Source organism: Variovorax robiniae, from assembly GCF_037889955.1.
GTDB lineage: Bacteria > Pseudomonadota > Gammaproteobacteria > Burkholderiales > Burkholderiaceae_C > Variovorax > Variovorax robiniae.
The window spans coordinates 291,764-315,191 of record NZ_JBBKZS010000004.1 but is presented as its reverse complement, the minus strand read 5'-3'; the positions used below and the strand labels follow the sequence as shown (position 1 = coordinate 315,191).

The window sequence follows — 23,428 nt, the reverse complement described above, 5'->3', positions numbered from 1 at the left end:
GGGGGCGCTTTTGCTAGCATCGGCTTTCCTCTGCCCGAACGTCCTGGAGCCCACCATGCAAATCGCCGAACTCGCAGCCTTGCCGCTGCCAGAGCGCCTCGCCGCCATGGAAGCGCTGTGGGATTCCTTGAGTCACGACCCGGCGCATGACCCCAGTCCAGCGTGGCACCAGGAGGTCCTGGCGCAGCGACGCAAGGAACTCGCGCAAGGCCACACACTGCCTTGGGACGAGGTAAAGCGCCACCTTCGCGCCTTGCGCGACGACAAGCCACATTGACGCCGGTGCATGACATCGAGCTCCTGCCTTCGGCGCAGGCGGATCTTCAAACCGGCTTCTGGTTCTATGAAATGCAAGCCGATCGCCTCGGTGACTACTTTCTTGACTGCCTGATTGCGGATATCGAGTCGCTCCGCCTGTTTGCAGGCATCCACCCCAGGTCGCATGGCGACTTCCATCGAACGCTCTCGAAGCGATTTCCATTTGCCATCTACTACGAAGTCGTCGACGACGTCGCCATCGTCACGGCCGTCCTGGATTGCCGCCAAAACCCAGCATCAATCCGGGCGCGTCTACAGGATCGCTGAACATGTCTGACGCAACGCAATTCGACGTCGTCGTCATCGGCGCAGGCGCCGCTGGCCTCTTCTGTGCGGCTCAGGCCGGCCAGCGCGGCCTGAAAGTCTTGCTGATCGACCACAGCGAACGCATCGCCGAAAAGATCCGCATCTCGGGCGGCGGGCGCTGCAACTTCACCAACCGCGACCTGGACCCGCGCGCGCCGCAGAAGCACTTCGTCGGCGAGAACCCGAACTTCTGCCGCTCGGCCCTGTCGCGCTACACCGCGCAGCAGTTCATCGCGCTCGTGGACCGCCACGGCATCGCGCACCACGAGAAGCACAAGGGCCAGTTGTTCTGCGATGGCCCGTCGCAGCAGATCATCAACATGCTGCTGGCTGAATGCGCCGACGGCGGCGTCATCCACTGGCAGCCTTGCAGCGTCAAGTCGGTGGCGTATTCGGCGGCCGACGGCGGCGCGCGACGCTATCAGGTCGACACCAGCCGCGGCCCGGTCGCGGCCCCGAACCTCGTCATCGCCACCGGCGGCCTGTCGATCCCGCAACTTGGCGCGAGCGACTTCGGCTACCGCATCGCGCGCCAGTTCGACCTGGAAGTCATCCCGCCGCGTCCCGCGCTGGTCCCGCTGACCTTCGCCGGCGAAGGCTGGGCGCCCTATGCGGGCCTGGCCGGCCTGGCGCTTCCGGTGCAGATCGAGACCGGCGCCAAGAAGGAGCGCATGGCCTTCCTGGAAGACCTGCTGTTCACGCATCGCGGCCTGTCGGGCCCGGCGGTGCTGCAGATCTCCAGTTACTGGAAGGAAGGCACGCCGCTGACGATCGACTTCGCGCCCGGCACCGACGTGGCCGCCGCGCTGGGCGAGGCCAAGGCCCGCTCGCGCAAGCGGATCGGCAACGAACTGGCGACGCTGGTGCCCTCGCGCCTGGCCGATGCCTGGGTCGACGGCGAACCGGCCCTGCAGCGCCCCATCAACGAGGCGGCCGACCGTGCGCTGCAGGCGCTGGCCGAGCGCATCGAACGCTGGCAGATCACGCCCGCCGGCACCGAGGGCTACAAGAAGGCCGAGGTGACGGCCGGCGGCGTCGACACCCGCGAGCTCTCGTCCCAGACCATGGAATCGCGCAAGCAGCCCGGGCTCCATTTCATCGGCGAGGTGGTCGACGTCACGGGTTGGCTCGGCGGTTACAACTTCCAGTGGGCCTGGGCCAGCGCCTTCGCCTGTGCCGCGGCACTTTCATCGGCCTGATCGTTGTGCTAAAAGCTGCCCGCGAGCCATTTGTTGCTATAATCTTTGGCTAACTTCTGGCCTCCCCTCAACGGCCGCCAAAATTTTCAGTTGAGGAACCCCGGTCCGGGGCCTCGATCTCTCCGGGCCAAATCCAGTTCAACGAATCATCAATGACCACCATCCGCGTTAAAGAAAACGAGCCCTTCGACGTCGCACTGCGTCGCTTCAAGCGCACCATCGAAAAGCTCGGCCTGCTGACCGACCTGCGCGCCCGCGAGTTCTACGAAAAGCCGACCGCCGAGCGCAAGCGCAAGAAGGCCGCTGCCGTCAAGCGCCACTACAAGCGCGTGCGCAGCATGCAGCTCCCCAAGAAGCTGTACTAAGCACAGCTTCCGCTGGCCCCGCGCCAGTGAACCGAGCCGCGCCGGGGTGACCTGCCGCGGCTTTTGTTTTTGCCCCCTCTCCAGGATTCGCCATGAGCCTCAAGGAAAAGATCACCGACGACATGAAGACCGCGATGCGCGCCAAGGACTCCGAGCGCCTCGGCACCATCCGCCTGCTGCTGGCCGCGATGAAGCAGAAGGAAGTCGACGAGCGCGTGGAATTGGACGACCCGATGGTCGTGGCCATCGTCGACAAGCTGGTCAAGCAGCGCAAGGACTCGGTCGCCGCCTTCACGCAGGGCGGCCGCACCGACCTGGCCGACAAGGAAGCCGCCGAGATCAAGGTGCTGGAGGTCTACCTGCCGCAGCGCATGAGCGCCGATGAAGTGGCCGTCGAGGTCAAGGCCATCGTCGCCGAACTGGGCGCAAAGGGCCCCGGCGACATGGGCAAGGTTATGGGCGCCGTCAAGACCAAGCTGGCCGGCAAGGCCGACATGGGCCAGGTCAGCGCGGCGGTCAAGGCGGCACTCAGCGGCGCATGAGCGAAGCGCCGGGCCGCCCCAAGCGAGCTCGCGCCCCCTCGGGGGGCAGCGAGGACACGCAGTGCCGAGCTTGGGGGCTCATGGACACAGCGCCGGGCCGCCCCGTCCTCAAGGCTTGCGCCTGCCTTGTGGATGTGCAAGGCCGCCTGCTGGTGTTCGACCACCCGGTCGACGGCGGCATGCAACTGCCCAAGGGCACCGTCGAGCCGGGCGAGCATCCGGAAGATGCCGTGCGGCGTGAACTGCTCGAGGAATCGGGCATCGCGTACGCCGGCCAACTTGAAGACCTCGGGACGATGGACCGCTATTGCGAAGCCGGCGTCGAAGGCAACAAGCGACGCCACCCGCAGCTCTGGCACCTCTACCTGATGCGCAGCAGCGCGCCGCTGCCCGAGACCTTCGAACACATCGCCATGGGCAGCCCCGAGGAAGACGGCCTGGTCTTCTCCTTCCGCTGGCTGGCCGCCGACGACACGATCGATGACTTCGCCCCGCCCTACCAGCGCGTGATCGAACGCGTGCGTGCCACCTTGCGTTCCTAGGCGAGCAACTGCTTCGCCGCCATGTAGGCCCCCAGCAGTGCCAGCCCGGCGAAGAAGCAGCGCCGGAATGTCGCCACCGGCAGCCGTTGCCGCAACGCCGTGCCGGCCACCATGCCGAGCAATGCCGGCAGCAGCATCGGCAGGGAACTCTGGAGCGAGGCGCCGGCATAGCCGCCGCTCAATGCGAGGCCCCCGGCCAGCGCCAGGGTCGACGTGGTGAACGAAATGCCCATGGCCTGGATCAGCGCGTCGCGCTCCAGCGCCAGCCCTTGCAGATAGGGCACGGCCGGCAGCACGAAGACACCCGTCAGCGCCGTCAACAGGCCCGTCAGCGCGCCCGCCAACGGCCCCAGCCAACCCGCATGCCGCTCCGGCACCTGGACGCGCCAGCCTGCGAGTCCCCAGATCGCGTAGCCGATCAGGGCCAGTCCCAGCACCACCTCGGCCCCCGCACCCGAGGGCGCGCCAAAGGCTACGGAACCGCCGAGGGTGCCCAGCACGATGCCGACTTGCATGCCGCCCAGCCGGCGCAACAGCCCCGGCAGTGCCTTCAGCGGACCGGCCTGCCAGACATTGGTGACCAGCGACGGAACGATCAGCAGCGCGGCCGCCTGCGCCGGCGGCATCCACAGCGCCAGCATCGCCATCGACACGGTGGGCAGGCCCAGCCCGATCACGCCCTTGACCATCCCGGCCATGAGGAATACGGCGGCGGTGGCCAGCCAGGCAGTCCAGATCGTCATGAATCGCTTTGCTCCTTTGCTGCGGCAAGTCTGCCGCCGAAGCCTTCCTCAGGAAATGCGGATCTCGCGCAGCCAGCCTCAGCCTGGGACTGAGCCCCGGCCTGCATCCCGTGCTACCTTGGCGGCCATGCGATTCGACCTCACCGACCTGCGGCTCTTTCTCAACGTCGTCGAGGCCGGCAGCATCACCGCCGGCGCCGAGCGCACGCACATGACCCTGGCCTCCGCGAGCCAGCGCGTGCGCGGCATGGAAGACACGCTCGGCACGCCCCTGCTGTCGCGCCATGCGCAAGGCGTGGCGCCGACCGAAGCCGGACGAACGCTGCTCCACCACGCACGCGTCGTGCTCCAGCAGATGGCGCAGTTGCACGGGGAACTCGGCGAATACGGCCAGGGGCTCAAGGGCCACGTCCGCGTGCAATGCAATACCTCCGCCATGACGGAACACCTGCCCGCGCCGCTGAGCCGCTTCCTGGCGGAACACCCGCGCGTGTCGGTCGACCTCGAGGAGCGGCCCAGTCCCGAGATCGTCGACGCATTGCGCGGCGGCCTCTGCGACATCGGCATCGTCTCGGATGCCGTGGACGTGGAAGGGCTCGCCCATGCTGCGTTCCGCCGCGACGACCTGGTACTGGTGGTGCCGCGCGGCCATGCACTGGCCCGGCGCCGGCGCGCCCTGCTGGCCGATGTGGCCGATGGCGACTTCATCGGGCTGTCCGCAGCCAGCCCCTTGCAGCAGCACATTGCCCAGCACGCGCGGCGGATCGGCAGGCGGCTGAACTACCGCGTGCGCGTGGGCAGCTTCGAGGCGATCTGCGGCATGGTCGAACAGGGCATCGGCGTCGGCATCGTGCCGCTAACGGCCGCCGAACGCTGCGCCGCGACCATGAAGATCAGGCCCATCCGGCTCACCGACGATTGGGCCGCGCGCAAGCTGCTGGCCTGCGTGCGCCAGGTGGATGAACTCTCGCCGAATGCACGGCGCCTGCTGCAGCACCTGCTGCCGCAAGACCCAGGCTTATGAGCCCGCCACCTTCATGCGATTGACCAGCACCGAGCCGGTCGACTTCGCGCCGTAGTTGTAGACGTCGGCGCCCACGGCCTCGATGCCCATCAGCATGTCCTTGAGGTTGCCGGCGATGGTGATCTCCTGCACCGGGAACGCGATGCGTCCCTTTTCGACCCAGAAGCCGCTGGCACCACGCGAGTAGTCGCCCGTCACGTAGTTGACGCCCTGCCCCATCAACTCGATCACGAACAGGCCGGTGCCGAGCTTGGCCAGCATCACGTCCAGGTCGTCGCCGGCTTGCGTGAGGCGCGAACGCAGCGTCAGGTTGTGCGAGCCGCCAGCGTTGCCCGTGGTCTTCATGCCGAGCTTGCGCGCGGAGTAGGTGCTGAGGAAATAGCCTTCGAGCCGGCCCGCGTCCACCACCTTGCGCGCCTTGGTCGTCACGCCTTCATCGTCGAAGGGCGAGCTGCCCTTGCCGCGCAGCACATGCGGGTCTTCGGCGACATCCATGTGGTCGGGCAGCACCTGCTTGCCAAGCGAGTCGAGCAGGAAGCTGCTCTTGCGATACAACGCACCGCCGCTCGTTGCCTGCACCAGCCCGCCGAGCAGGCCAGCGGCCAGCGGCGACTCAAACAGCACCGGACATTCGACCGTCTTGATCTTGCGCGCCTTGAGCCGGCTCAGCGCCCGCTCCGCGGCGTAACGACCCACGGCCGCCGGGGCCGCCAGTTCATCGGCCGAACGCATCGAGCTGTACCAGGCGTCGCGCTGCATGTCGTCGCCCTTGCCGGCGATCGGCGCGACCGAAATGGAGTGGCGCGAACTGGCATAGCCACCGCGGAAACCATGCGTATGCGCGCTGAAGAAATGGCTCTGCTGCGCCGAGACACCCGCGCCTTCGCTGTTGGTGATGCGCTTGTCGGTCGACATCGCGGCCGCTTCGCATTCCAGCGCGATGCGCGCGGCTTCCTCGCTCGTCACCGCCCACGGGTGGAACAGGTCCAGGTCGGGCTGCTCCGTGACGATGTCCTCCACGTCCGGCAGGCCGCTGACCGGGTCTTCCGCCGTGAAGCGCGCGATGTCGTAGGCCGCCTGCACGGTCTGCGCGATGGCGGCTTCGGAAAAGTCGGAGGTGCTGGCATTGCCGCGGCGATGGCCGACGTAGACCGTGATGCCCAGCGACTTGTCGCGGTTGCGCTCGACGTTTTCCAACTCGCCCTTGCGTACCGAGACGCTGAGCCCGCAACCCTCCGACGCCTCCGCGCCGGCATCCGTCGCGCCCAGCCGCTTGGCATGCGCCAGGGCCGTATCGACCAGGTTTTCAAAGAAGGGGCGGCTGTAGGCAAAGCCGGATTCCGCAGGCGCGGGCGATGTCTTTGGGGTGGTCTTCATGTAGTGGCTATGATACTTGCGCCCCCTGTGTCGGATGACGCGGTTCCTCCCAAAGGCCCGTTCCGGATTTCCAGAACGCGCCCAATCCCCACGCCTGCACATGTCACGCAAACCCAAAAAAGGCTATTTCGTCCGCGGCCAGTTCGTTGCCGAAGGCAGCGAGCTCGACCTTGAACTCAAGCGCGAGCTCAAGGGTACCGACGAAGCCAGCAAGACCGAACTCAAGCGCGAGAGCGCCGAACTGCAAAAGCTCGGCGAAGACCTGCTGACCCTGCGCGCCGGCCTGTTCGACCCGCTGCCCCTCGGCGAGAAACTGGCCGACGCGATCCGCGAAGCCAAGCGCATCACCAACTTCGAAGGCAAGCGCCGCCAGATGCAGTTCATCGGCAAGCTGATGCGCGGCCTGGACCCCGAGGTGCTCGACGCCGTGCGCGCCGCCCTCGCCGAACAGCACCGCGCCCCCGCCGAGGAGACCGCCATGCTGCACGAAGCCGAGCGCTGGCGCGACCGCCTGATCGCCGACGACGATGCCCTCGGCGGCTGGATCGAAACCCATCCCGCCACCGACGCCCAACAGTTGCGCGCCCTGGTGCGCCAGGCCCGCAAGGACATCAAGGCCGGCCCGCCCGGCGAAGCGCCGCGCCAGGGCAAGGCGTACCGGGACGTGTTCCAGATTGTGCGCGAACAACTGGCCGCTCATGGCAATGCGGACCACGTCGCCCAGTCGGAAGACCTGGAGCGCGAGGACGACGCATAGGGGCGCTGCCCCGAGGCGAGCGTCCCTCATGACGCCGGGCAACTCCGCGCGGAGCTATGCCAGCGGCCGGCAGAGCCGGCCCGCGGAATTTCAAGAAAACTGAATGGAGTTTTGGTGTGAGCTTTGATGAAGTGCGAATCGGCATCGTCTCGGTCAGCGACCGCGCGTCGAGCGGCGTCTACGAAGACAAGGGCCTGCCCGCGTTGAAGGAGTGGATGTCCCGGGCCCTGCTGAATCCGATCACCTTCGAAGCCCGCCTGATCCCCGACGAGCAGGCCGCCATCAGCGCCGCCTTGATCGAACTGGTGGATGCCGGCTGCTCGCTGGTGCTCACCACCGGCGGCACCGGCCCTGCCCTGCGCGACGTGACGCCCGAAGCCACGCTGGCCGTCGCCCACAAGGAAATGCCCGGCTTCGGCGAGCAGATGCGCCAGATCAGCCTGCACTTCGTGCCGACCGCCATCCTGTCGCGCCAGGTCGCCGTGATCCGCGACAAGTGCCTGATCCTCAACCTGCCGGGCCAGCCGAAGTCGATCGCTGAAACGCTGGAAGGCCTCAAGGACGCCGACGGCAAGCAGATCGTGCCGGGCATCTTCGCGGCCGTGCCGTACTGCATTGATTTGATCGGCGGCCCGTATTTCGACACGGATGACAGCGTGTGCAAGGCATGGCGGCCGAAGGCGGCGATCCGGCCGAAGTAAGGGAAAAGGTCGCCTGCGCCCGGTGATGTGTACGCAGGCAGGCTGACCAGGAAGCGGAAACGGACGGCCGCAAACACCCAAAGCCCGGTATGCGGTGCGGGTCGGGTGACCCTTCTGCGATGCTGAGGAGCGCAGCTTTGGGCGGCTCGCGAAGCGGGGATCCGCTCACTTCGCGCAGCGAAGTTATGCGGATACCAACGGGGCCACATGCTGTTTGAGCGAAGCGAGTTCATGTGGACCCCGCGAAAAGCGAGCACCGCAAGGGAGCCCCGAAGGGGCCGCCGCAGTAGGGTCGCACGGCCCGTACCGCATGCCGGGCGCTCCCCGCAGCGAGCGCACATGTAAGCGCAACGCGTTACTTGCCCACCAACTCCGTCAGCTTCTCAGCCTCAAAACACTCATCCCGCGCCGCGTCACAAGGCACGCAATCCGACTTCTTCCCCCGCTCCGCAGACAGCGTCTCGATCGCCTGCCAAAGCAGCGCAATCTGGTGCTCCTGCGACGATGCGTTGTCGATCAACCCGCGCATGGCCAGCGACAACGGATCGTCGCTCTGCGTCACACCGTAAGCCAGGAACTTCTCACCGTTCTCGCCCGACGCCCGATCCGCCTTGCCCGGGATGATCCGCGCCGGAATCCCCACCGCCGTCGCACCCGCCGGCACCGGCTTGATCACCACCGCATTGGCGCCGATCCGCGCCCCATCGCCCACGGTGAACCCGCCCAGCACCTTCGCCCCCGCGCTCACCACCACGTTGCGCCCCAGCGTCGGATGCCGCTTCGTGCCCTTGTAGAGCGAAGTACCTCCAAGGGTCACACCCTGGTAGATCGTGCAGCCATCGCCGATCTCCGCCGTCTCGCCGACGACGACACCCATCGCATGGTCGAAGAACACCCGCTCTCCGATCTTCGCGGCCGGGTGGATCTCGATGCCCGTCATCCAGCGCGAGAAATGCGAGATGAAACCGCCGAGCCAGCGCAGCCCATGGTTCCAACACCAGTGCGCCGGACGATGCAGCACCACGGCATGCAGGCCGGGATACAGCGTCAACACTTCCCAAGCCGAATGGGCGGCCGGGTCGCGCTCGAGGATGCACTGGATGTCGGAGCGGATTCGGGCAAACATCTTTGGGTGATATCGATAGGGGAAGCGCAGTCTAAGGCCCCGTGTCATCACCTACGGACGCTGTGGATTCCCCGTCGAGTGGCGGCCGGTGCGGATCGACCATCGCCTTGGCAATGCCGCGCAGGATGTGGATCTCCTCCTGCGTCGGCTGCGCGCGGTTGAACAACTGTTGCAAGCGCGGCATCAGCTTCTTGGGCGCGGCAGGGTCCAGGAAGCCGATCTGCACCAGCGAGCGCTCCCAATGCGCCAGCATGCCGGCCACGGCTTGCGCATCGGCCGGCAACTGCACCGGCGCCACATCGCGCACCTCGAACCCACCCAGCGCCAGCCGCCATTCATAGGCAATCAACTGGATCGCCGCCCCCAGGTTTAAGGAGCCAAAAGCCGGATCCGCCGGAATGCTCAACGCCACATTGCAGCGATAAACGTCCTCGTTGCGCATCCCGAAGCGCTCCGAGCCGAACAAAAAGGCCACATGCTGCTCGCTCCCCTTCGCCAGCGGCTCCAGGTGCTCGCGCGGCGTGCGCGTCGGCGGGCCGAAGTCGCGCGGGATCATCGCCGTGGCGCACAAATGCGTGATGCCGTCCAGCGCCTCGTCCAGCGTCTCGACGATGCGGGCGTTGGCCAGCACGTCCAGCGCGCCGCTGGCCCGCTGGATCGTCTCCTCGCGCCGCAGCACGTTGGCCCAGCGCGGCGCCACCAGCACCAGGTCGCCGAAGCCCATGGTTTTCATCGCCCGCGCGGCGGCGCCGACGTTGCCGGCATGGCTGGTCTGGATCAGGATGAAGCGGGTGCGCATGAGGTCGATGGGGGACGGAAAGGGGCCTGCGGGTAAACTCGGGGGATTGTCGCCGCCCGCATCGCCGGGTCGTATCCACCGGGCCCGCGGGCCCCGCGTTCTTTCTCACAGTCCATGTCTTCACCCAATCTGCATCCCATGATCAATGTGGCCATCAAGGCCGCACGCGCCGCGGGCGCCATCATCAATCGCGCCGCGCTCGACGTCGAGGCCGTGCGCGTCTCGCAGAAGCAGGTGAACGACTTCGTGACCGAGGTGGACCACGCGAGCGAGCGCGTGATCATCGAAACTCTCCTGACGGCCTACCCCGGCCACGGCATCCTGGCCGAGGAATCCGGCACCGAGCATGGCGCCAAGGATTCGGAATTCGTCTGGATCATCGACCCGCTCGACGGCACCACCAACTTCATCCACGGCTTCCCGGTGTACTGCGTGTCGATCGCGCTCGCGGTCAAGGGCAAGATCGAGCAGGCCGTCATCTACGACCCGAGCCGCAACGACCTCTTCACCGCCACCAAGGGCCGCGGCGCCTTCATGAACGACCGCCGCATCCGCGTGAGCAAGCGCACCCGCCTGAACGAGTGCCTGATCTCCACCGGCTTCCCCTTCCGCCAGGGCGACAACTTCAAGCAGTACCTGGCCATCATGGCCGACCTGATGCCGCGCGCCGCCGGCCTGCGCCGCCCCGGCTCGGCCGCACTGGACCTGGCCTATGTGGCCGCCGGCTTCAGCGACGCCTTCTTCGAGACCGGCCTGAACCCCTGGGACATCGCCGCCGGCTCGCTGCTGGTGACCGAGGCCGGTGGCCTGATCGGCAACTTCACCGGCGAGCCCGACTTCCTGGAACAGCGCGAATGCCTGGCCGGTGCGCCGCGCATCTACGGTCAGTTGGTGCCGCTGCTGACCAAGTATTCGAAGTTCGCCGGTGTCGACGACAAGATGGCGGCCAGCGACCGCATCCGCGCCGTCGACTCGTCGAAGGACCTCTATGCCCGCAGCACGGTCGACCTGCAGCAGCCCGATGGCGGCACGGCATCCGATGCCATCGACTCCGTTCCCGTTGCTGCCTCAGCGAAGCCCCGCAAGCTGACCCGCGCCCGCCCACCCGTCGCCACGCCGGCCGATCCCGCCGCCGAGTGATGCAAGGGGTGGCGCCACACGCCGCCGCGGCGCAGCGCACGCGCGCTGCGCTGCGCGTCGCGTTGAGCCACTATGTTGCGAACGGGCTGTCGGTCGCGCTCGGCCTGTTCCTGATCTCCGGCCTGGTGCACCTGTGGCTGGGGGCTATCGCCAGCGCCGCGGCCACCGTGGGCGTGATCGTGGCCACGCCGCCCGACCAGCCCGGCCCGCGCCGCGGCAAGTTCCTGCAGATGCTGCCGGCGCCGCTGCTGTCCATCCCGCTCTTCTTCGCGGTGCAGGTGCTGCACTCCATGCCGATCCGGCTCGGCATGGTGATCATTCCCGCCACCTTCATCGCTTTCAGCGCCATGGCCTGGGGCAAGCGCGGCATCGGGATCGCCATCGCCGTGATGTTCGCGATGATCTTCTCGATGGCGACCCCGGCGCCGACCGGCATGCTGGAGGCGATCGAGCGCACATGGCATTTCGCGCTGGGTGCCGGGCTCTACGTGCTCTATTCGACGCTGGCCAACCTGGCGCTCAACGGGCGCTACCGCACGCAGATGATCGCGGACGTGCTGTATTCGATGGCCGCGCTGATGCGCACCGAGGCCAGCCAGTTCAAGGCGCCCGACGAGACCAGCGACGTGCGCGACACGCCCGCGCCGCTGCTCGGGCGGCTGTTGCAGCAGACGGCCGCCTTCGCCGACCAGATCCAGGGCGCGCGCGACATCGCCCTCGAATCGCCGCGCACGCCAAGGCGCCAGCGCCTGGCCGGCATGCTGGTGATCGTGCTGGAGATGCGCGACCAGTTGCTGGCCAGCGAACTCGACCTGGACGCGCTCACCAAGCTGCCCGAACACGCGCCCGCGCTGGCCGAGATGCGCGCCGTCATGGAACAGCTGTCCGATGAAGTCGTCGCGATCGCCGATGCCATGCTGATGTTCCGCACGCCGGGCCCGCTCGCCGACCTGCGGCCACGCCTGTCGATGATCCACCTGCCGTCCGACAACCCGCATGCGCCGCCGCATGCCGGCCCGTCGCCTGCCGTGCTGGCGCGCGGCCTGGCCAACCGCATCGGCCACATCAACGACGAGGTGCTGCGGCTGAACCAGCTCATGCGCCACGAGATCGAGCCCGACCTGGCCGTGGTGCGCGCCAACTGGCGCGTGTTCGTGAGCCCGACCGCCTGGTCCTGGCGGCCCTTCATGACGCTGTGGCACTGGGACGCGCCGCCGCTGCGCCATGCCATCCGCGCCACGCTGGCGATCGCGGTCGGCTATGCCATCGCGGTCTGGATGCCCTGGGGCTCGCACGACTACTGGATCCTGCTGACCATCGTGGTGGTGCTGCGCGGGAGCCTGTCCCAGACGCTGGAGCGGCGCAATGCCCGGGTGGCCGGCACCTTGCTGGGTTGCGTGCTGGCCGTGGGCCTGCTGGCGACGCATCCGTCGGCCATGGTGCTGCTCGCCTGCGTGACCTTCGCGCAGGCGATCGCGCATGGCTTCGCGGTGCGCAAGTACCTCGTCACATCCGTGGCCGGCACCGTGCTGGGCCTGGTGCAGGCGCACCTGCTGAACGTCGGCGCGAGCACGACCTTCGCGCTGGTCGAGCGCATCGCCGACACGCTGATCGGCGTCGCCGTCTCCTGGGCTTTCTGCTACGTGCTGCCGTCCTGGGAGCGCGGCCAGATTCCGGACCTGGTGCGGCGCACGCTGGTCGCGCAGGCGCTGCACGCGCGGCTGGCACTGGGCCTGGGCCAGTTGCATGACATCGACAACAGCATCGAGCTGGCCTGGCGGCTCGCGCGGCGCGAGGCCTTCGACAGTCTTTCCGCGCTGGTGCAGGCCACCCAGCGCTCCCTCGCCGAGCCCCGTGCCGTGCGCCCGCCGCTGGAGCCGCTGGAGCACTTGCAGGTCCACAGCTACCAGTTGCTCGCGCAGCTCAGCGCCATCAAGTCGATGCTGGTGCTGCGGCGCGACCGGCTCACGCCGGGCCAAGTCGAAGGGCCGCTGGTGCGCACCGCGGAGCGCATCGAATCGCTGATCGGCAGCGCGCCGATCGCGTCCTCGCCGCTGCCCACGAACGCGCCCGCCACCGCGCTGGGCGGTGCGATCCCGCTGCCCGATCCCTTCGACAACGACATCAGCCCGTGGCTGCTGCGCCGGCTCGACCTGGCCACGGGCATCGCGACGCAGCTCCGGGACGACGCGGCGCGCATCCTGCAACCGTCGTCGGCATCCCTCGCCGAGTCCCCTTCCGTCGCTTCATGAACACAGAGCTGCTCCTGAATCACCCCTGGTTCGGCACCTGGCTGGCCGCGCTGATCGCCGTGCCGGCATCGCTGGTCGCCTACCGCATCGGCGGCCTGGTTCTGATGCGTGTCACGCGGCCCACGCCGGGGTTGCACGCGATGGTCGACAAGGCTCGCTCGGCCGCGCGCTGGGCGCTGCCGCTGATCGCATTGCAGATGGTGTGGCAGGCGGCGCCGGACGATCTGCACTACATCAACAACGTGCGGCACCTCACCGGGTTGCTGGTGATCGCCACGCTGACCTGGCTGCTGACGCGGGCCATCTCGGGCTTCACCGAAGGCCTGCTGACCAAGTACCCGGCGCATGTCGCGGACAACCTGAATGCGCGCCGCATCCACACGCAGGCGCGCGTGCTGTCGCGCACGGCGCTCGGGATGGTGCTGGTGGCGGGCGTGTCGCTGATGCTGATGCCCTTTCCGGGGGCGCGTCAGGTCGGCGCCAGCCTGCTGGCCTCGGCCGGCATCATCGGCCTGATCGTGGGTCTCGCGGCCAAGCCGGTGTTCAGCAACCTCATCGCCGGCTTGCAGATCGCGCTGGCACAGCCGATCCGCCTCGACGACGTGCTCGTGGTCGAGGGCGAATGGGGCACGGTCGAGGAGATCAACGGCACCTTCGTCGTGATGAAGCTGTGGGACGACCGGCGCCTGATCCTGCCGCTCAGCTATTTCATCGAGAAGCCCTTCCAGTGCTGGACGCGGCACACCTCGCAGTTGCTGGGCTCGGCCTTCATCTACGTGGACTACGGCACGCCGCTCGCGCCATTGCGCACGGAGCTGGAGCGCATCGTGCGCGCGGCGCCCGAATGGGACGGCCGCACTTTCGTGCTGCAGGTGACCGACGTCACCGAACGCAGCATGCAGTTGCGCATGCTGGCCACCGCGGCAACGGCGGGGCAGGCCTTCGACCTGCGCTGCCGCATTCGCGAGGGAATGATGACCTTCATGCAGCGTGAATACCCACAACATCTGCCCAAGCTTCGGACGGAGGAAGCAGGCGCAGGGTCGTATGCTGAAGGGCCGCCGGCACCGGATGGTGTGCCGGCCATCGCTTCAAGGAGCTGAATTGAAGAAGATCCTGATTGCTTCCACCTTCGCGGCCCTGCTCGGCCTCATGGCCGGCTGCGGCACGGCCCCATCCTCACCCGCCAGCGGCAGCCAGGGCGCCGGCACCTCAAGCGGCGGCAGCGGCGTCGAGGTCTTCGGCACCATCGACGCGGGCGTCTCGCGCTACGGCACGCGCTGACGATCATGAGCGCTCCGGACGCCCTGCAACGCTTCGTCGATGCGCAGGCGCCGGTCTACGACACCGTGCTGGCCGAGCTGCGCGCCGGCCGCAAGCGCAGCCACTGGATGTGGTTCATCTTTCCGCAACTTGATGGGCTGGGCCACAGCGCCATGGCCCGCCGCTATGCGCTCGCGTCGCTGGCCGAGGCGCGCGACTATCTCGCGCACCCGCTGCTTGGGCCACGGCTGGAGGCCTGCAGCGCGCTGGTCCTCGCAGTGCCGGACACGCCGCTGGACCTCATCCTCGGCCCGCCGGACGACCTCAAGTTCCGGTCGTCGATGACGCTCTTCGCCAAGGCGGCGCCGGAGAAGACGGTGTTCGACGCCTGCCTGCGCAAGTACTTCGACGGCATTCCCGACCCTCGCACCCTGGCCTTCCTGGAACCCTGATCCCATCAGGGTCGTCTTGCATCCGACTTGTTTTAGATTCAATTTAGATGTATCGTAATTGCATCTAAATAAGCCAAGAGGACATGCAAATGCGCCATTTCAAGAACTTCGAGCACCGCATCCGCCGCGGCGAACACGGCGACGGCCCCGGTGGCGGCGGACGCGGTCGCGGCGAGCACCATCGCGACGGCATGCGTGAAGGGATGCGAGGCGGCGGCCGCGTGTTCGGCCACGGCGGCCTGCGCTTCGTGCTGCTGCAACTCATCTCGGACAAGCCCAGCCACGGCTACGAACTGATCAAGTCGATCGAAGACCGACTCGGCGGCAGCTACAGCCCGAGCCCGGGCACCGTCTACCCCACCCTCACCCTGCTGGAAGAACTGGGCTACCTCAGCGTGGACGAGGCCGATGCCGGTGGCCGCAAGCGCTACAGCATCACCCCGGCGGGGAAGGACTTCCTGGCCGACAACCGCGTCACGGCCGATGCGATGCTGGCCCGCATGCAGGGCGGCGTCGATGGCGCCGGCCCGCGCGGCGGACGACCTCCGCAGGTCACACGCGCCATCGAAAACCTCAAGCTCGCGATGCGCATGCGCCTCTCGCGCGAGCCCCTCACGCCGGCGCAAGCCAGCGCCTTCGCAGCCGTGCTCGACAGCGCGGCCCAGCAACTGGAACAGATCTGAAGATGAGCACTGAAACCCTCGCCACCCTCCCCGACCGCCTGCCGCAGCGCGTGCGTCATCCGCTGCGCTTTCGCAAGCTCGAAGTGCACAGCGTCGAACGCGTCACGCCGCACCTGGTGCGCATCACGCTGACCGGCGATGCGTTGGAAGGCTTCATCAGCCTGGGCTTCGACGACCACGTCAAGCTGACGCTGCCCGACGCCGTGACCGGCGTGCTCACCGTGCCGACCATCGGCGCCGACGGCAGCCCGTCCTGGCCGCCGGGCCCGAAGGCCATCATGCGCGACTACACGCCGCGCCGCTTCGACGCCAATGCGCGCCTGCTGGAGATCGACTTCGCCCTGCACGAAGCCGGCCCCGCCACGCGCTGGGCCGAGCAGGCACAGCCGGGCCAGGTCATCGGCATCGGCGGGCCACGCGGCTCCTTCGTCGTGCCGATGGACTTCGACTGGCACCTGCTGGTCGGCGACGACACGGCGTTGCCCGCGATCTCGCGCCGGCTGGCCGAATTGCCTGATGGCGCGCGTGCGCTGGTGCTGGCCGAAGTGGACGGGCCGGCCGATCACATCGCGATGGAGAGCCGCGCCGAAGTGGAAGTGATCTGGGTGCACCGGAATGACGCGGGTGCGAATCCGTCGGAGCCGCCCTTGTTGACCGCCCTGCGCGACGCACGCTTGCCGGCCGGCGATTTCCACGGCTGGGTGGGCTGCGAATCCGCCGCCGCCAAGGCGGTGCGGGCCTACCTCGTCAACGAGTGCCGCGCCAATCCGAAGTGGATTCGCGCCTCAGGCTATTGGCGCCGGGGTGCCGCCGCCACACACGATTCGCACGACGAGTGAGCGCTGCGACGCGACGCAAAAAGCGTCAGTCGCGCTCTGGTGAAGGAACGCTACCGCGCCGGCGCCGGTCGGCCTTCGGCAGATCGGCCGCCGCCACCAGCGCATCGGCCCGGGCCTGCAAGCACTTCAATGCATCGTCCAGCGAAGCGCGTGCCGCCTCGTCGAGCGCGCCCATCAATTGCGCATTGATGTCCGTCGTGAGCGGCAGCAACTCGGCATGCAGCGCCTCGCCCTTGGGCGTCAGCCGCAGCACCACGTGCCGCTTGTCGCCCACCGGCTGGTTGCGCGACACCAGTCCCTTGGCCACCAGCGAGCCCACCGCCTTGGAGGTACGGCCCCGGTCGAGCTGCGCATGCCCGGCCAGTTGCGAGGACCCGAGCGCGCCGTGGCTGGCCAGCGTCGCCAGCAGCCGCCATTCGCGCCGCGTGATCCCGAAGCGCCCTTCGCACAGGCGGATCACCATGCCGCCGGCCACCGACAGCAGGCGGCTGATGCGGTAGAGCAGCAGGTCGTCGAGCGGGGGCGGCGCCTCGGCCATCGGGAAAATCCGGGGATTGGTTGATTAGATGAATCGATTGTCCGCGCTCTAAAGTGAGTCAACGCCCACAAGGAGAGACATCGATGCCCCTGGCACCCGACCTGCAACGCCGCCGCCTCGCCCTGGCCGCCCTCGGCGCAATCGCCCTGACGCCCTTCGCCACGGCGCAGAACGCCATCACGCCCGGCACGCCCATCAAGGTGCTGATCGGCGTGCCCGCGGGCGGAACCCAGGATGTACTGACGCGTGCCATTGCGCAGCAGGTGCGGGACTCGCTCGGCCCACTCATCGTCGACAACCGATCCGGCGCGGCGGGCCGCATCGCGGTCGAGGCGGTGAAGAACGCGGCGCCCGACGGCCACACCCTTCTGCTGGGCACGGCCGGCATGATGACCATGTACCCGAGCGCCTACAAGAGCCTCTCGTACGACCCGGTGAAGGACTTCCAGCCGATCATCAACGCGGCCCGCTTCGAGCTCGCGCTGGTGGTCAACAAGGAGGTGCCGGCCAACACGCTGGCCGAGTTCATCACCTGGGCCAAGGCGCAGGGCGGCGCGGTCAGCTTCGCCTCCTATGGCGCCGGCACGCCCTCGCACTTCCTCGGCGAGATGCTGAACCGCGCGGCCGGCTTGCAGATGGTGCATGTGCCTTATCGAGGCTCGACGCCGGCGCGGCAGGACGTGATGGGCGGCAGCATCCCGGTCTACTTCGACACCGTCGGCGGCGCCTTGCAGATGCTGCCGAGCGGCCGCGTGAAGGTGCTCGCGACGAGCGGCGACAAGCGTTCGCCGTTGATGCCCAGCCTGCCCACTTTTTCGGAAGCGGGGTACAGGGACGTGATCGCCACTGCCTGGTTCGCCTACTACGCGCCCGCAAAGACACCCAAGCCCATCGTCGACCAGTTGCGTGCCGAATTCACACGCGCCGTGAACACACGCGAAATGCGCCAGCAACTGTTGCAGAACGGCATGTACCCCACCGGCGACAACGCCGACGCCCTGCTCAAGACCATGCGCGAGGACACCGCGCGCTGGGCCACGATCATGAAAGCCGTCAACTTCCAGGCGAACGACTGAGCACCCGAATGACCAAGCGCCCCAACATCATCTTCATCGTGGCCGACGACCTCGGCTTTGCGGACCTTGGCTGCTACGGCGGGCGCGATGCGAGCTTCGGCCCGGTGTCGCCGGTGCTGGACGGCCTGGCCGCGCGTGGCCTGCGCTTCACCGACGGCTATTCGAACTCGCCCGTCTGCTCGCCGACCCGTTTCGCGCTGATGACCGCGCGCTACCAGTACCGCCTGCGCGGCGCGGCCGAGGAGCCGATCAACAGCAAGTCGCGCGGCAGCACTACGCTGGGCCTGCCACCGGAGCATCCGACGCTGCCCTCGCTGCTGCGCAAGGCCGGCTACCGCACGGCGCTGGTCGGCAAGTGGCACCTGGGCTATCCGCCCGCCTTCGGGCCGCTGCAATCTGGTTACGAAGAATTCTTCGGACCGTTGTCGGGCGGCGTCGACTATTTCACCCATTGCGACTCGCGCGGCACGCATGACCTGTACGAAGGCAACGAGGAGAAGTTCGCGGAGGGCTATCTCACGGACTTATTCTCGCGCCGTGCCGTGGATTACATCGAACGGATGAGCGCGCAGCCCGATCCCTTCTTCCTCTGCCTCACCTACACCGCGCCGCATTGGCCCTGGGAAACGCGCGACGATGCAGGCACCGCGCCCCAGGTAGCCGACAACCTGTTCCATCTCGACGGCGGCAACGTCGACACCTACCGCCGCATGATCCATCACATGGACGAAGGCATCGGCTGGATCATGGCCGCGCTCGAGAAGGCCGGCATCGCCGACGACACGCTCGTGGTCTTCACCAGCGACAACGGCGGCGAGCGCTTCTCGGACAACTGGCCGTTGGTGGGCGGCAAGATGGACCTGACCGAAGGCGGCATCCGTGTGCCCTGGATCGCGCATTGGCCTTCCACCATCCGTCCCGGCGGCGAGAGCGCACAGCACTGCATGACGATGGACTGGTCGGCCACGATGCTGGAGGTGGCCGGCACGGCGGCGGACCCGGCGTACCCGCTCGATGGCGTATCCCTGCTGCCGGTGCTGCGCGATCCTTCGCAGTTCTTCGCGAGGCCCATGCACTGGCGCATGAACCATCGCGACCAGCGGGCCCTACGCGACGGTGACTGGAAATACCTGCAGGTCGACGGCAACGAATACCTCTTCAACATTCCTGCCGATGCGCGTGAACGGGCCAACCGCGCCAAGCGCGAACCCGAGCGCCTGGCCGCGATGCGCAACGACTGGCTGGCCTGGAACGCCACCATGCCACCCATCCCCGCCGACGCAACGGTCAGCCTCGGCTACTCCGCGAAGGACATGCCACAGCGCTGATTCCACTTCGCAATGCACCAGATGGCGCTGGCCATTTGTCCGGTTGACATTTAAATACACGGACTCGCAGAATTCACCGCACTTGAATACTTTAGAACTAGCCGCGGAGAAGACTGCAATGGATCTACTTGAGAAGTGGCAACTGGTCGGCTGCATGGTGACAGCCGTGGTCGTGCTGGCCTTCCTCTATTGGGGATGGAACCAGAAGGCCATCAAGAGCGAGCAGGCGCGGCGCATCGAAGCCGCGCGCATCCGATCCGGCCACGTCCCGCTCGAAATCCCGACAACGCGCAGCGGCCTGCGCAGCGCTGGCGAGCACGACGCCCCCGACACGCTGCCGGAATGGTTCATCCAGGGCTCGGGCGAACACGCCATGGTCGACGAGACGCCACGCATGCAGATCCGCTACCTGGACGTCGATGGCCGCAAGGTCCAGAACGTCTTGCAAGTGGAGCAACTCGACCTGCAGAAGAAGTTGATCGTCGGGCGCACCGACACGCCTGGCGACGTGCGCAAGATCTTCCTGCATCAGGTGCTGGCTGCGCGCAGCGCGGAGACGGGGCAGCGCTTCAACCTGGATACGTGGGTGGAGGCCGTTCGCGTGGCCCGCCGCCGCCGCGGCCTGGCGCACTGAAAGGACGACCCACCCCCGAATGCGCCTGCGGCGCTCCCCCTCAAGGGGGCGCACCCAGCGGCCCGGCAAAGCCGGTTCCGCGGGTGCCCACGAAGGGTCAGTGAGGCACCTCAACCGCTGCACCCGCAACCGGCGCGCGCTTGGGGCTGCGGATCAGCAGCAGCAGCGGAATCGCGGCCAACGTGATCACCATCATGATGCCGAAGTCATTCAGGTAGCCGATCAGTGCGCCCTGGCGCGTGACCTCCGCATTGAGCAGGGCCAGCCCGCCAAGGGTGTCTGGGTTCATCATCGGCGGCAGCGACGGCAGGCCCAGGTTGCCCGGTGACACCGTGTATGAGAGCTGCGCATGCGCGCGACTGGAACCTTGTGTCAACAGCGCCTGCACGATCGAGATGCCCACGCTGCTGCCGATGTTGCGCAGCAGGCTGAACACCGGCGTGCCCTGGTTGCGCAGGCGCGGCGCCAGCGTCGCGAAGGTGGCGGTCGACAGCGGCACGAAGGTGAAGCCGATGCCCAGGCCCTGGATGAAGCCCGACATCACGATCAGCGTGCTGTCCATCTGCAGCGTCAGGCGCGTCATCTGCCACAGCGAGAAGGCAGTGAGGCTGAAGCCCACGGCCATGATGGCCCGCACGTCGTAGCGCTGCACCAGGCGGCCAACCAGGATCATCGCGATCATGGTGCCGATGCCGCGCGGCGCCGTGACCTGCCCGGTGTAGATCACCGGATAGCCCATCAAGCCCTGCAAGAAGTTGGGCAGCAGCGCCATCGTCGCGAACAGGATCATGCCGACGATGAAGGCGAACAGCAGGCCGGTGACGAAGTTGCGGTCCTTCAGCAGTTCGCGGTCGAGGAAGGACACGCCGCGCACCGTCCACGTGTGGACCACAAAGAAGCCGAAGGCGACCAGCGCGGCGGCGGCCTCGAGCTTGATTTCCCAGGAGTCGAACCAGTCGAGCTGCTCGCCTCGGTCCAGGAACATCTGCAGCATGCCGATGGCCAGCGACAGCGTGACGAAGCCGAAGACATCCAGCTTCTCGCCCTTGGGCCGGCTCTCCGGCAGGTAGCGCGCGATGCCCCACAGCGCGAACAGGCCGACCGGCAGGTTGATGAAGAAGACCCAGCGCCAGTCGAAGTTCTCCGTGAGCCAGCCGCCCAGCAACGGCCCGAGGATCGGCCCGACCATGATGCCCGCGCCCCAGATCGCCATCGCCTGGCCGACCTTCTCGCGCGGGTTGATGTCCAGCAGCACCGCCTGCGACAGCGGCACCAGCGCCGCGCCGAAGATGCCTTGAAGCAGCCGGGCGCCGACGATCTCGGCCAGCGAACCGGCCAGGCCGCAGAGCGCGGAGGCGATGGTGAAGCCGACCACCGAAATGATGAACACGCGGCGCCGGCCCCAGTGGCCGCACAGCCAGCCGGTGAGCGGCAGCGCAATGGCCGAGGCCACGATGTACGACGTTAGCACCCAGGTGATCTGGTCCTGGGAGGCCTGCAGGCTGCCCTGCATGTGCGGCAGTGCGACGTTGGCGATGGTGGTGTCCAGCGCCTGCATGATGGTCGCGAGCATGATCGAGAGGGTGATCATGCCGCGATGAGGGAAGCTGGCGGGGCTGGCGGCGCTGGCGGCGCTCATGGCTTTTCTCCCGATGCCGAGTCGAGCAGCCCGCTGCGCACCTTGCCGAGCAATGCGAGCAACTGAACACGCTCGGCCGGCTCCAGCACGCCGAGCGTCCGGGCCTGCAGGCTGTCGCTGATGGTCAGCGCGCCGTCGAGCGCCTTGCCGGCGCTGGGCTCCAGGTGGATCAGGTTGATGCGACGGTCGGTGGTGCTGGGCTCGCGGCGAATCCACCCGGCCGCGGCCATGCGGTCGCACAGCGTGGCGACGGCCATGGTGCTGAGGCCGAGGCGCTGCGCCAGTTCGGTCTGAGACAGCGTGCCGTCCTCGTCGTTCATCGCCAGCACGCCGAGCAGGCGGCACTGCGCCCGCGACAGGCCGATGCGCTCGCGCGCAAGACGGTCGAAAGCCTCGCCATGGAGCTTGGCCACGTCATTGACCAGGAAGCCGAAGCGCTGGGTGAAGTCTCTCTTCATAAGCCTGCCGATTATAAACATGCTTATGAAATACCGTGGTCAGGCCCAGGGGCAAGGCAGATGAGGGGCCCGCCGCACGCGCGAGCATCCTCGCCAGCGACGTGACTCGTGAAAGTGGACGGCGAGCCGGTCGCGAGCCTGGCCGCCTTGCGCGACCGGATGACTATTGCTGGACTCATTCCCCCTGCCGCGCCTTGCGCGCGCCTTCTTGCCGACCAGATCACTGCCGGCGCGCGCCCTCACTCCCCTTGCACTCTCGCGACCCTCGCCATCGTTTGCAATGACCGGGTCTCGGCGTCATAGAAGGCACTGGCCTCCTGCAGACCCATCGTGGGCGGGACGGTGCCTCCGGTGGTTTCCAGCAAGCGCCGGGTGTCCTCGCGCTCCAGGGCATCCGTGACGGCCCGGTGCATTTGCAAGGTCAAGTCATCCGGCATGTTCCGCGCCACGAAGATCCCGACCCACACGGTCGGATGGCCGAAGCCCCTGGCACTTGCGCTTTCATCCAGCGTGGGCGTGGCGGGATAGCGTGCAGCGCGCTTGGCGGCAGCAACGCCCAGCACCTTGATCTTGCCGCCGTCGACCAGCGTGCCCAGCACGTTGTCGACCGGCAGCATGGTCAGGTCGATGGTGCCTGCCATCAGGTCCTGCAACAGCGGTGCGCCGCCGCGGTAGGGAATGTGCGTCGCGTCCAGGCCGGTCGCCTTGTTGAGATTTTCGGTGACGATGTGATAGAGCGAGCCCGGGCCGGTGCTGCCGTAGTTGAGGGGGGCGTTGCCCGGGCGCTTCGACAGCGCGGCCAGCTCGTCCACCGAGCCGGCCTTCAGGTCGCGCCGCGCATAGAGCGCCAGCGGTGCCGTGTAGACCACGCCGAGCAGGCGGAAGTCGGCCGGCTTGTAGTTCAGCCCCTTGATGGTGATGGGCGTCAGGATGGTTTCTGTCGACGTGCCGACCAGCACCAGCGATCCGTCATGCGCCCCGCCCAGGACTTTCGCGGCCCCTATGGACCCGCTGGCGCCACTCAGGTTCTCGACGATGACCGTGCGATCGATGGCCTTCGCGAAGGCCGGTGCGAAATCGCGCGCCAGCACGTCGGAGACGCCGCCCGACGGATAGGGCACGACGAGCGAAATGGTGCCGCGGGTCAGTTCCTGCGCATCCACGCGGGCGCCGATCAGCAGCATGCATGCGCAGGCCATGCCGAGTGCCAGGAACGACGGTCTGGTGATCACTGCTTCTCCATGACGGACAGGCAACTATTGCGAGACGGCGGGTGGACGATGAGGTGCTCCGATGAAACGCCGGGGCATGAAATGGGACCCGGCGG

The 23,428-nt window shown here is 67.5% G+C and carries 27 protein-coding genes; 19 read left to right on the top strand and 8 right to left on the bottom strand.

The window, feature by feature from the left end:
* Positions 1-55: 55 nt before the first annotated feature.
* From WKW79_RS12475 to WKW79_RS12450, 6 genes are all read left to right on the top strand, one after another.
* A complete protein-coding gene (locus WKW79_RS12475; protein WP_340335468.1) occupies positions 56-277 on the top strand; it encodes an addiction module protein in 222 nt (73 codons plus the stop codon).
* Positions 274-585 carry a type II toxin-antitoxin system RelE/ParE family toxin gene (locus WKW79_RS12470; protein WP_340335467.1) on the top strand — a complete coding sequence of 104 codons (312 nt, stop codon included), beginning with the start codon at positions 274-276 and terminating at the stop codon, positions 583-585. Before WKW79_RS12475 ends, WKW79_RS12470 begins: the two co-directional genes overlap by 4 nt.
* 2 nt (positions 586-587) lie before the next feature.
* Positions 588-1,823, top strand: coding sequence for a BaiN/RdsA family NAD(P)/FAD-dependent oxidoreductase (locus WKW79_RS12465; protein ID WP_340335466.1), 1,236 nt, complete (start codon positions 588-590; stop codon positions 1,821-1,823).
* 152 nt (positions 1,824-1,975) lie between these two features.
* A complete protein-coding gene (gene rpsU, locus WKW79_RS12460) occupies positions 1,976-2,188 on the top strand; it encodes a 30S ribosomal protein S21 (protein WP_007833691.1) in 213 nt (70 codons plus the stop codon).
* Positions 2,189-2,280: 92 nt separating this feature from the next.
* On the top strand, positions 2,281-2,730 hold the full coding sequence (locus WKW79_RS12455; protein WP_340335465.1) for a GatB/YqeY domain-containing protein: 450 nt from the start codon (positions 2,281-2,283) through the stop codon (positions 2,728-2,730).
* Between the two features lie 80 nt (positions 2,731-2,810).
* Entirely contained in the window at positions 2,811-3,272 is a 462-nt protein-coding gene (locus tag WKW79_RS12450; protein ID WP_340335464.1) for an NUDIX domain-containing protein, read from the top strand.
* On the opposite strand, the gene WKW79_RS12445 is transcribed toward WKW79_RS12450, so the two are convergent.
* Complete coding sequence (locus WKW79_RS12445) at positions 3,269-4,015, bottom strand: sulfite exporter TauE/SafE family protein (protein ID WP_340335463.1); 747 nt, start codon at positions 4,013-4,015, stop codon at positions 3,269-3,271. The two genes, WKW79_RS12450 and WKW79_RS12445, sit on opposite strands and share 4 nt — an antisense overlap.
* A 127-nt stretch (positions 4,016-4,142) precedes the next feature.
* Here WKW79_RS12445 and WKW79_RS12440 point away from each other — a divergent pair, with 127 nt between their 5' ends.
* Entirely contained in the window at positions 4,143-5,039 is an 897-nt protein-coding gene (locus WKW79_RS12440; RefSeq protein ID WP_340335462.1) for a LysR substrate-binding domain-containing protein, read from the top strand.
* Here the strand turns inward: WKW79_RS12440 and pmbA are convergent.
* Entirely contained in the window at positions 5,034-6,416 is a 1,383-nt protein-coding gene (gene pmbA, locus WKW79_RS12435) for a metalloprotease PmbA (protein WP_340335461.1), read from the bottom strand. The genes WKW79_RS12440 and pmbA overlap by 6 nt on opposite strands.
* A gap of 100 nt (positions 6,417-6,516) precedes the next feature.
* Here pmbA and yjgA point away from each other — a divergent pair, with 100 nt between their 5' ends.
* Both yjgA and mog read left to right on the top strand, forming a co-directional pair.
* Positions 6,517-7,173, top strand: a complete 657-nt coding sequence (gene yjgA / locus WKW79_RS12430) for a ribosome biogenesis factor YjgA (protein WP_340335460.1) — start codon at positions 6,517-6,519, stop codon at positions 7,171-7,173.
* Positions 7,174-7,289: 116 nt separating this feature from the next.
* Entirely contained in the window at positions 7,290-7,874 is a 585-nt protein-coding gene (gene mog / locus WKW79_RS12425) for a molybdopterin adenylyltransferase (RefSeq protein ID WP_340335459.1), read from the top strand.
* A gap of 355 nt (positions 7,875-8,229) precedes the next feature.
* Here the strand turns inward: mog and cysE are convergent, their stop codons facing one another.
* The gene (gene cysE / locus WKW79_RS12420) at positions 8,230-9,048 is read right to left on the bottom strand and encodes a serine O-acetyltransferase (protein WP_340335458.1); all 819 of its coding nucleotides are present in this window, start codon (positions 9,046-9,048) and stop codon (positions 8,230-8,232) included.
* Entirely contained in the window at positions 9,032-9,799 is a 768-nt protein-coding gene (locus WKW79_RS12415) for an RNA methyltransferase (RefSeq protein ID WP_340335457.1), read from the bottom strand. Before WKW79_RS12415 ends, cysE begins: the two co-directional genes overlap by 17 nt.
* Before the next feature lie 114 nt (positions 9,800-9,913).
* Here WKW79_RS12415 and WKW79_RS12410 point away from each other — a divergent pair, with 114 nt between their 5' ends.
* The 7 genes from WKW79_RS12410 (at position 9,914) to WKW79_RS12380 (ending at position 16,428) form a co-directional block, all read left to right on the top strand.
* Complete coding sequence (locus WKW79_RS12410; RefSeq protein ID WP_340335456.1) at positions 9,914-10,939, top strand: inositol monophosphatase family protein; 1,026 nt, start codon at positions 9,914-9,916, stop codon at positions 10,937-10,939.
* A complete protein-coding gene (locus WKW79_RS12405; RefSeq protein ID WP_422823882.1) occupies positions 10,939-13,191 on the top strand; it encodes an FUSC family protein in 2,253 nt (750 codons plus the stop codon). The genes WKW79_RS12410 and WKW79_RS12405 overlap by 1 nt, the downstream gene beginning before the upstream one ends.
* Positions 13,188-14,294 carry a mechanosensitive ion channel family protein gene (locus WKW79_RS12400; RefSeq protein WP_340335454.1) on the top strand — a complete coding sequence of 369 codons (1,107 nt, stop codon included), beginning with the start codon at positions 13,188-13,190 and terminating at the stop codon, positions 14,292-14,294. Before WKW79_RS12405 ends, WKW79_RS12400 begins: the two co-directional genes overlap by 4 nt.
* Before the next feature lies 1 nt (position 14,295).
* Positions 14,296-14,475, top strand: a complete 180-nt coding sequence (locus WKW79_RS12395; RefSeq protein WP_340335453.1) for a hypothetical protein — start codon at positions 14,296-14,298, stop codon at positions 14,473-14,475.
* A 5-nt stretch (positions 14,476-14,480) separates the two neighbouring features.
* Positions 14,481-14,906: a DUF1810 domain-containing protein gene (locus WKW79_RS12390; protein WP_340335452.1), complete on the top strand. Its 426-nt coding sequence runs from the start codon at positions 14,481-14,483 to the stop codon at positions 14,904-14,906.
* A gap of 89 nt (positions 14,907-14,995) precedes the next feature.
* Positions 14,996-15,589 (top strand): PadR family transcriptional regulator, encoded by a 594-nt coding sequence (locus WKW79_RS12385; protein ID WP_340335451.1) that lies wholly within the window; start codon positions 14,996-14,998, stop codon positions 15,587-15,589.
* A gap of 2 nt (positions 15,590-15,591) precedes the next feature.
* Complete coding sequence (locus WKW79_RS12380; RefSeq protein ID WP_340335450.1) at positions 15,592-16,428, top strand: siderophore-interacting protein; 837 nt, start codon at positions 15,592-15,594, stop codon at positions 16,426-16,428.
* Positions 16,429-16,453: 25 nt separating this feature from the next.
* Here the strand turns inward: WKW79_RS12380 and WKW79_RS12375 are convergent, their stop codons facing one another.
* Positions 16,454-16,966: a MarR family winged helix-turn-helix transcriptional regulator gene (locus WKW79_RS12375; protein ID WP_340335449.1), complete on the bottom strand. Its 513-nt coding sequence runs from the start codon at positions 16,964-16,966 to the stop codon at positions 16,454-16,456.
* Positions 16,967-17,049: 83 nt separating this feature from the next.
* On the opposite strand from WKW79_RS12375, the gene WKW79_RS12370 reads away from it, so the two are divergent.
* The 3 genes from WKW79_RS12370 to WKW79_RS12360 all read left to right on the top strand — a co-directional run bounded on the left by WKW79_RS12370 (position 17,050) and on the right by WKW79_RS12360 (position 20,004).
* Positions 17,050-18,042: a Bug family tripartite tricarboxylate transporter substrate binding protein gene (locus WKW79_RS12370; RefSeq protein ID WP_340335448.1), complete on the top strand. Its 993-nt coding sequence runs from the start codon at positions 17,050-17,052 to the stop codon at positions 18,040-18,042.
* Between the two features lie 8 nt (positions 18,043-18,050).
* Complete coding sequence (locus tag WKW79_RS12365; protein WP_340335447.1) at positions 18,051-19,370, top strand: sulfatase family protein; 1,320 nt, start codon at positions 18,051-18,053, stop codon at positions 19,368-19,370.
* Between the two features lie 118 nt (positions 19,371-19,488).
* Entirely contained in the window at positions 19,489-20,004 is a 516-nt protein-coding gene (locus tag WKW79_RS12360; RefSeq protein WP_340335446.1) for a hypothetical protein, read from the top strand.
* A gap of 97 nt (positions 20,005-20,101) precedes the next feature.
* On the opposite strand, the gene WKW79_RS12355 is transcribed toward WKW79_RS12360, so the two are convergent.
* From WKW79_RS12355 to WKW79_RS12345, 3 genes are all read right to left on the bottom strand, one after another.
* A complete protein-coding gene (locus tag WKW79_RS12355) occupies positions 20,102-21,643 on the bottom strand; it encodes a DHA2 family efflux MFS transporter permease subunit (RefSeq protein ID WP_340335445.1) in 1,542 nt (513 codons plus the stop codon).
* Positions 21,640-22,101: a MarR family winged helix-turn-helix transcriptional regulator gene (locus tag WKW79_RS12350; RefSeq protein WP_340335444.1), complete on the bottom strand. Its 462-nt coding sequence runs from the start codon at positions 22,099-22,101 to the stop codon at positions 21,640-21,642. The genes WKW79_RS12355 and WKW79_RS12350 overlap by 4 nt, the downstream gene beginning before the upstream one ends.
* A gap of 239 nt (positions 22,102-22,340) precedes the next feature.
* A complete protein-coding gene (locus WKW79_RS12345) occupies positions 22,341-23,333 on the bottom strand; it encodes a Bug family tripartite tricarboxylate transporter substrate binding protein (protein WP_340335443.1) in 993 nt (330 codons plus the stop codon).
* Positions 23,334-23,428: the final 95 nt, after the last annotated feature.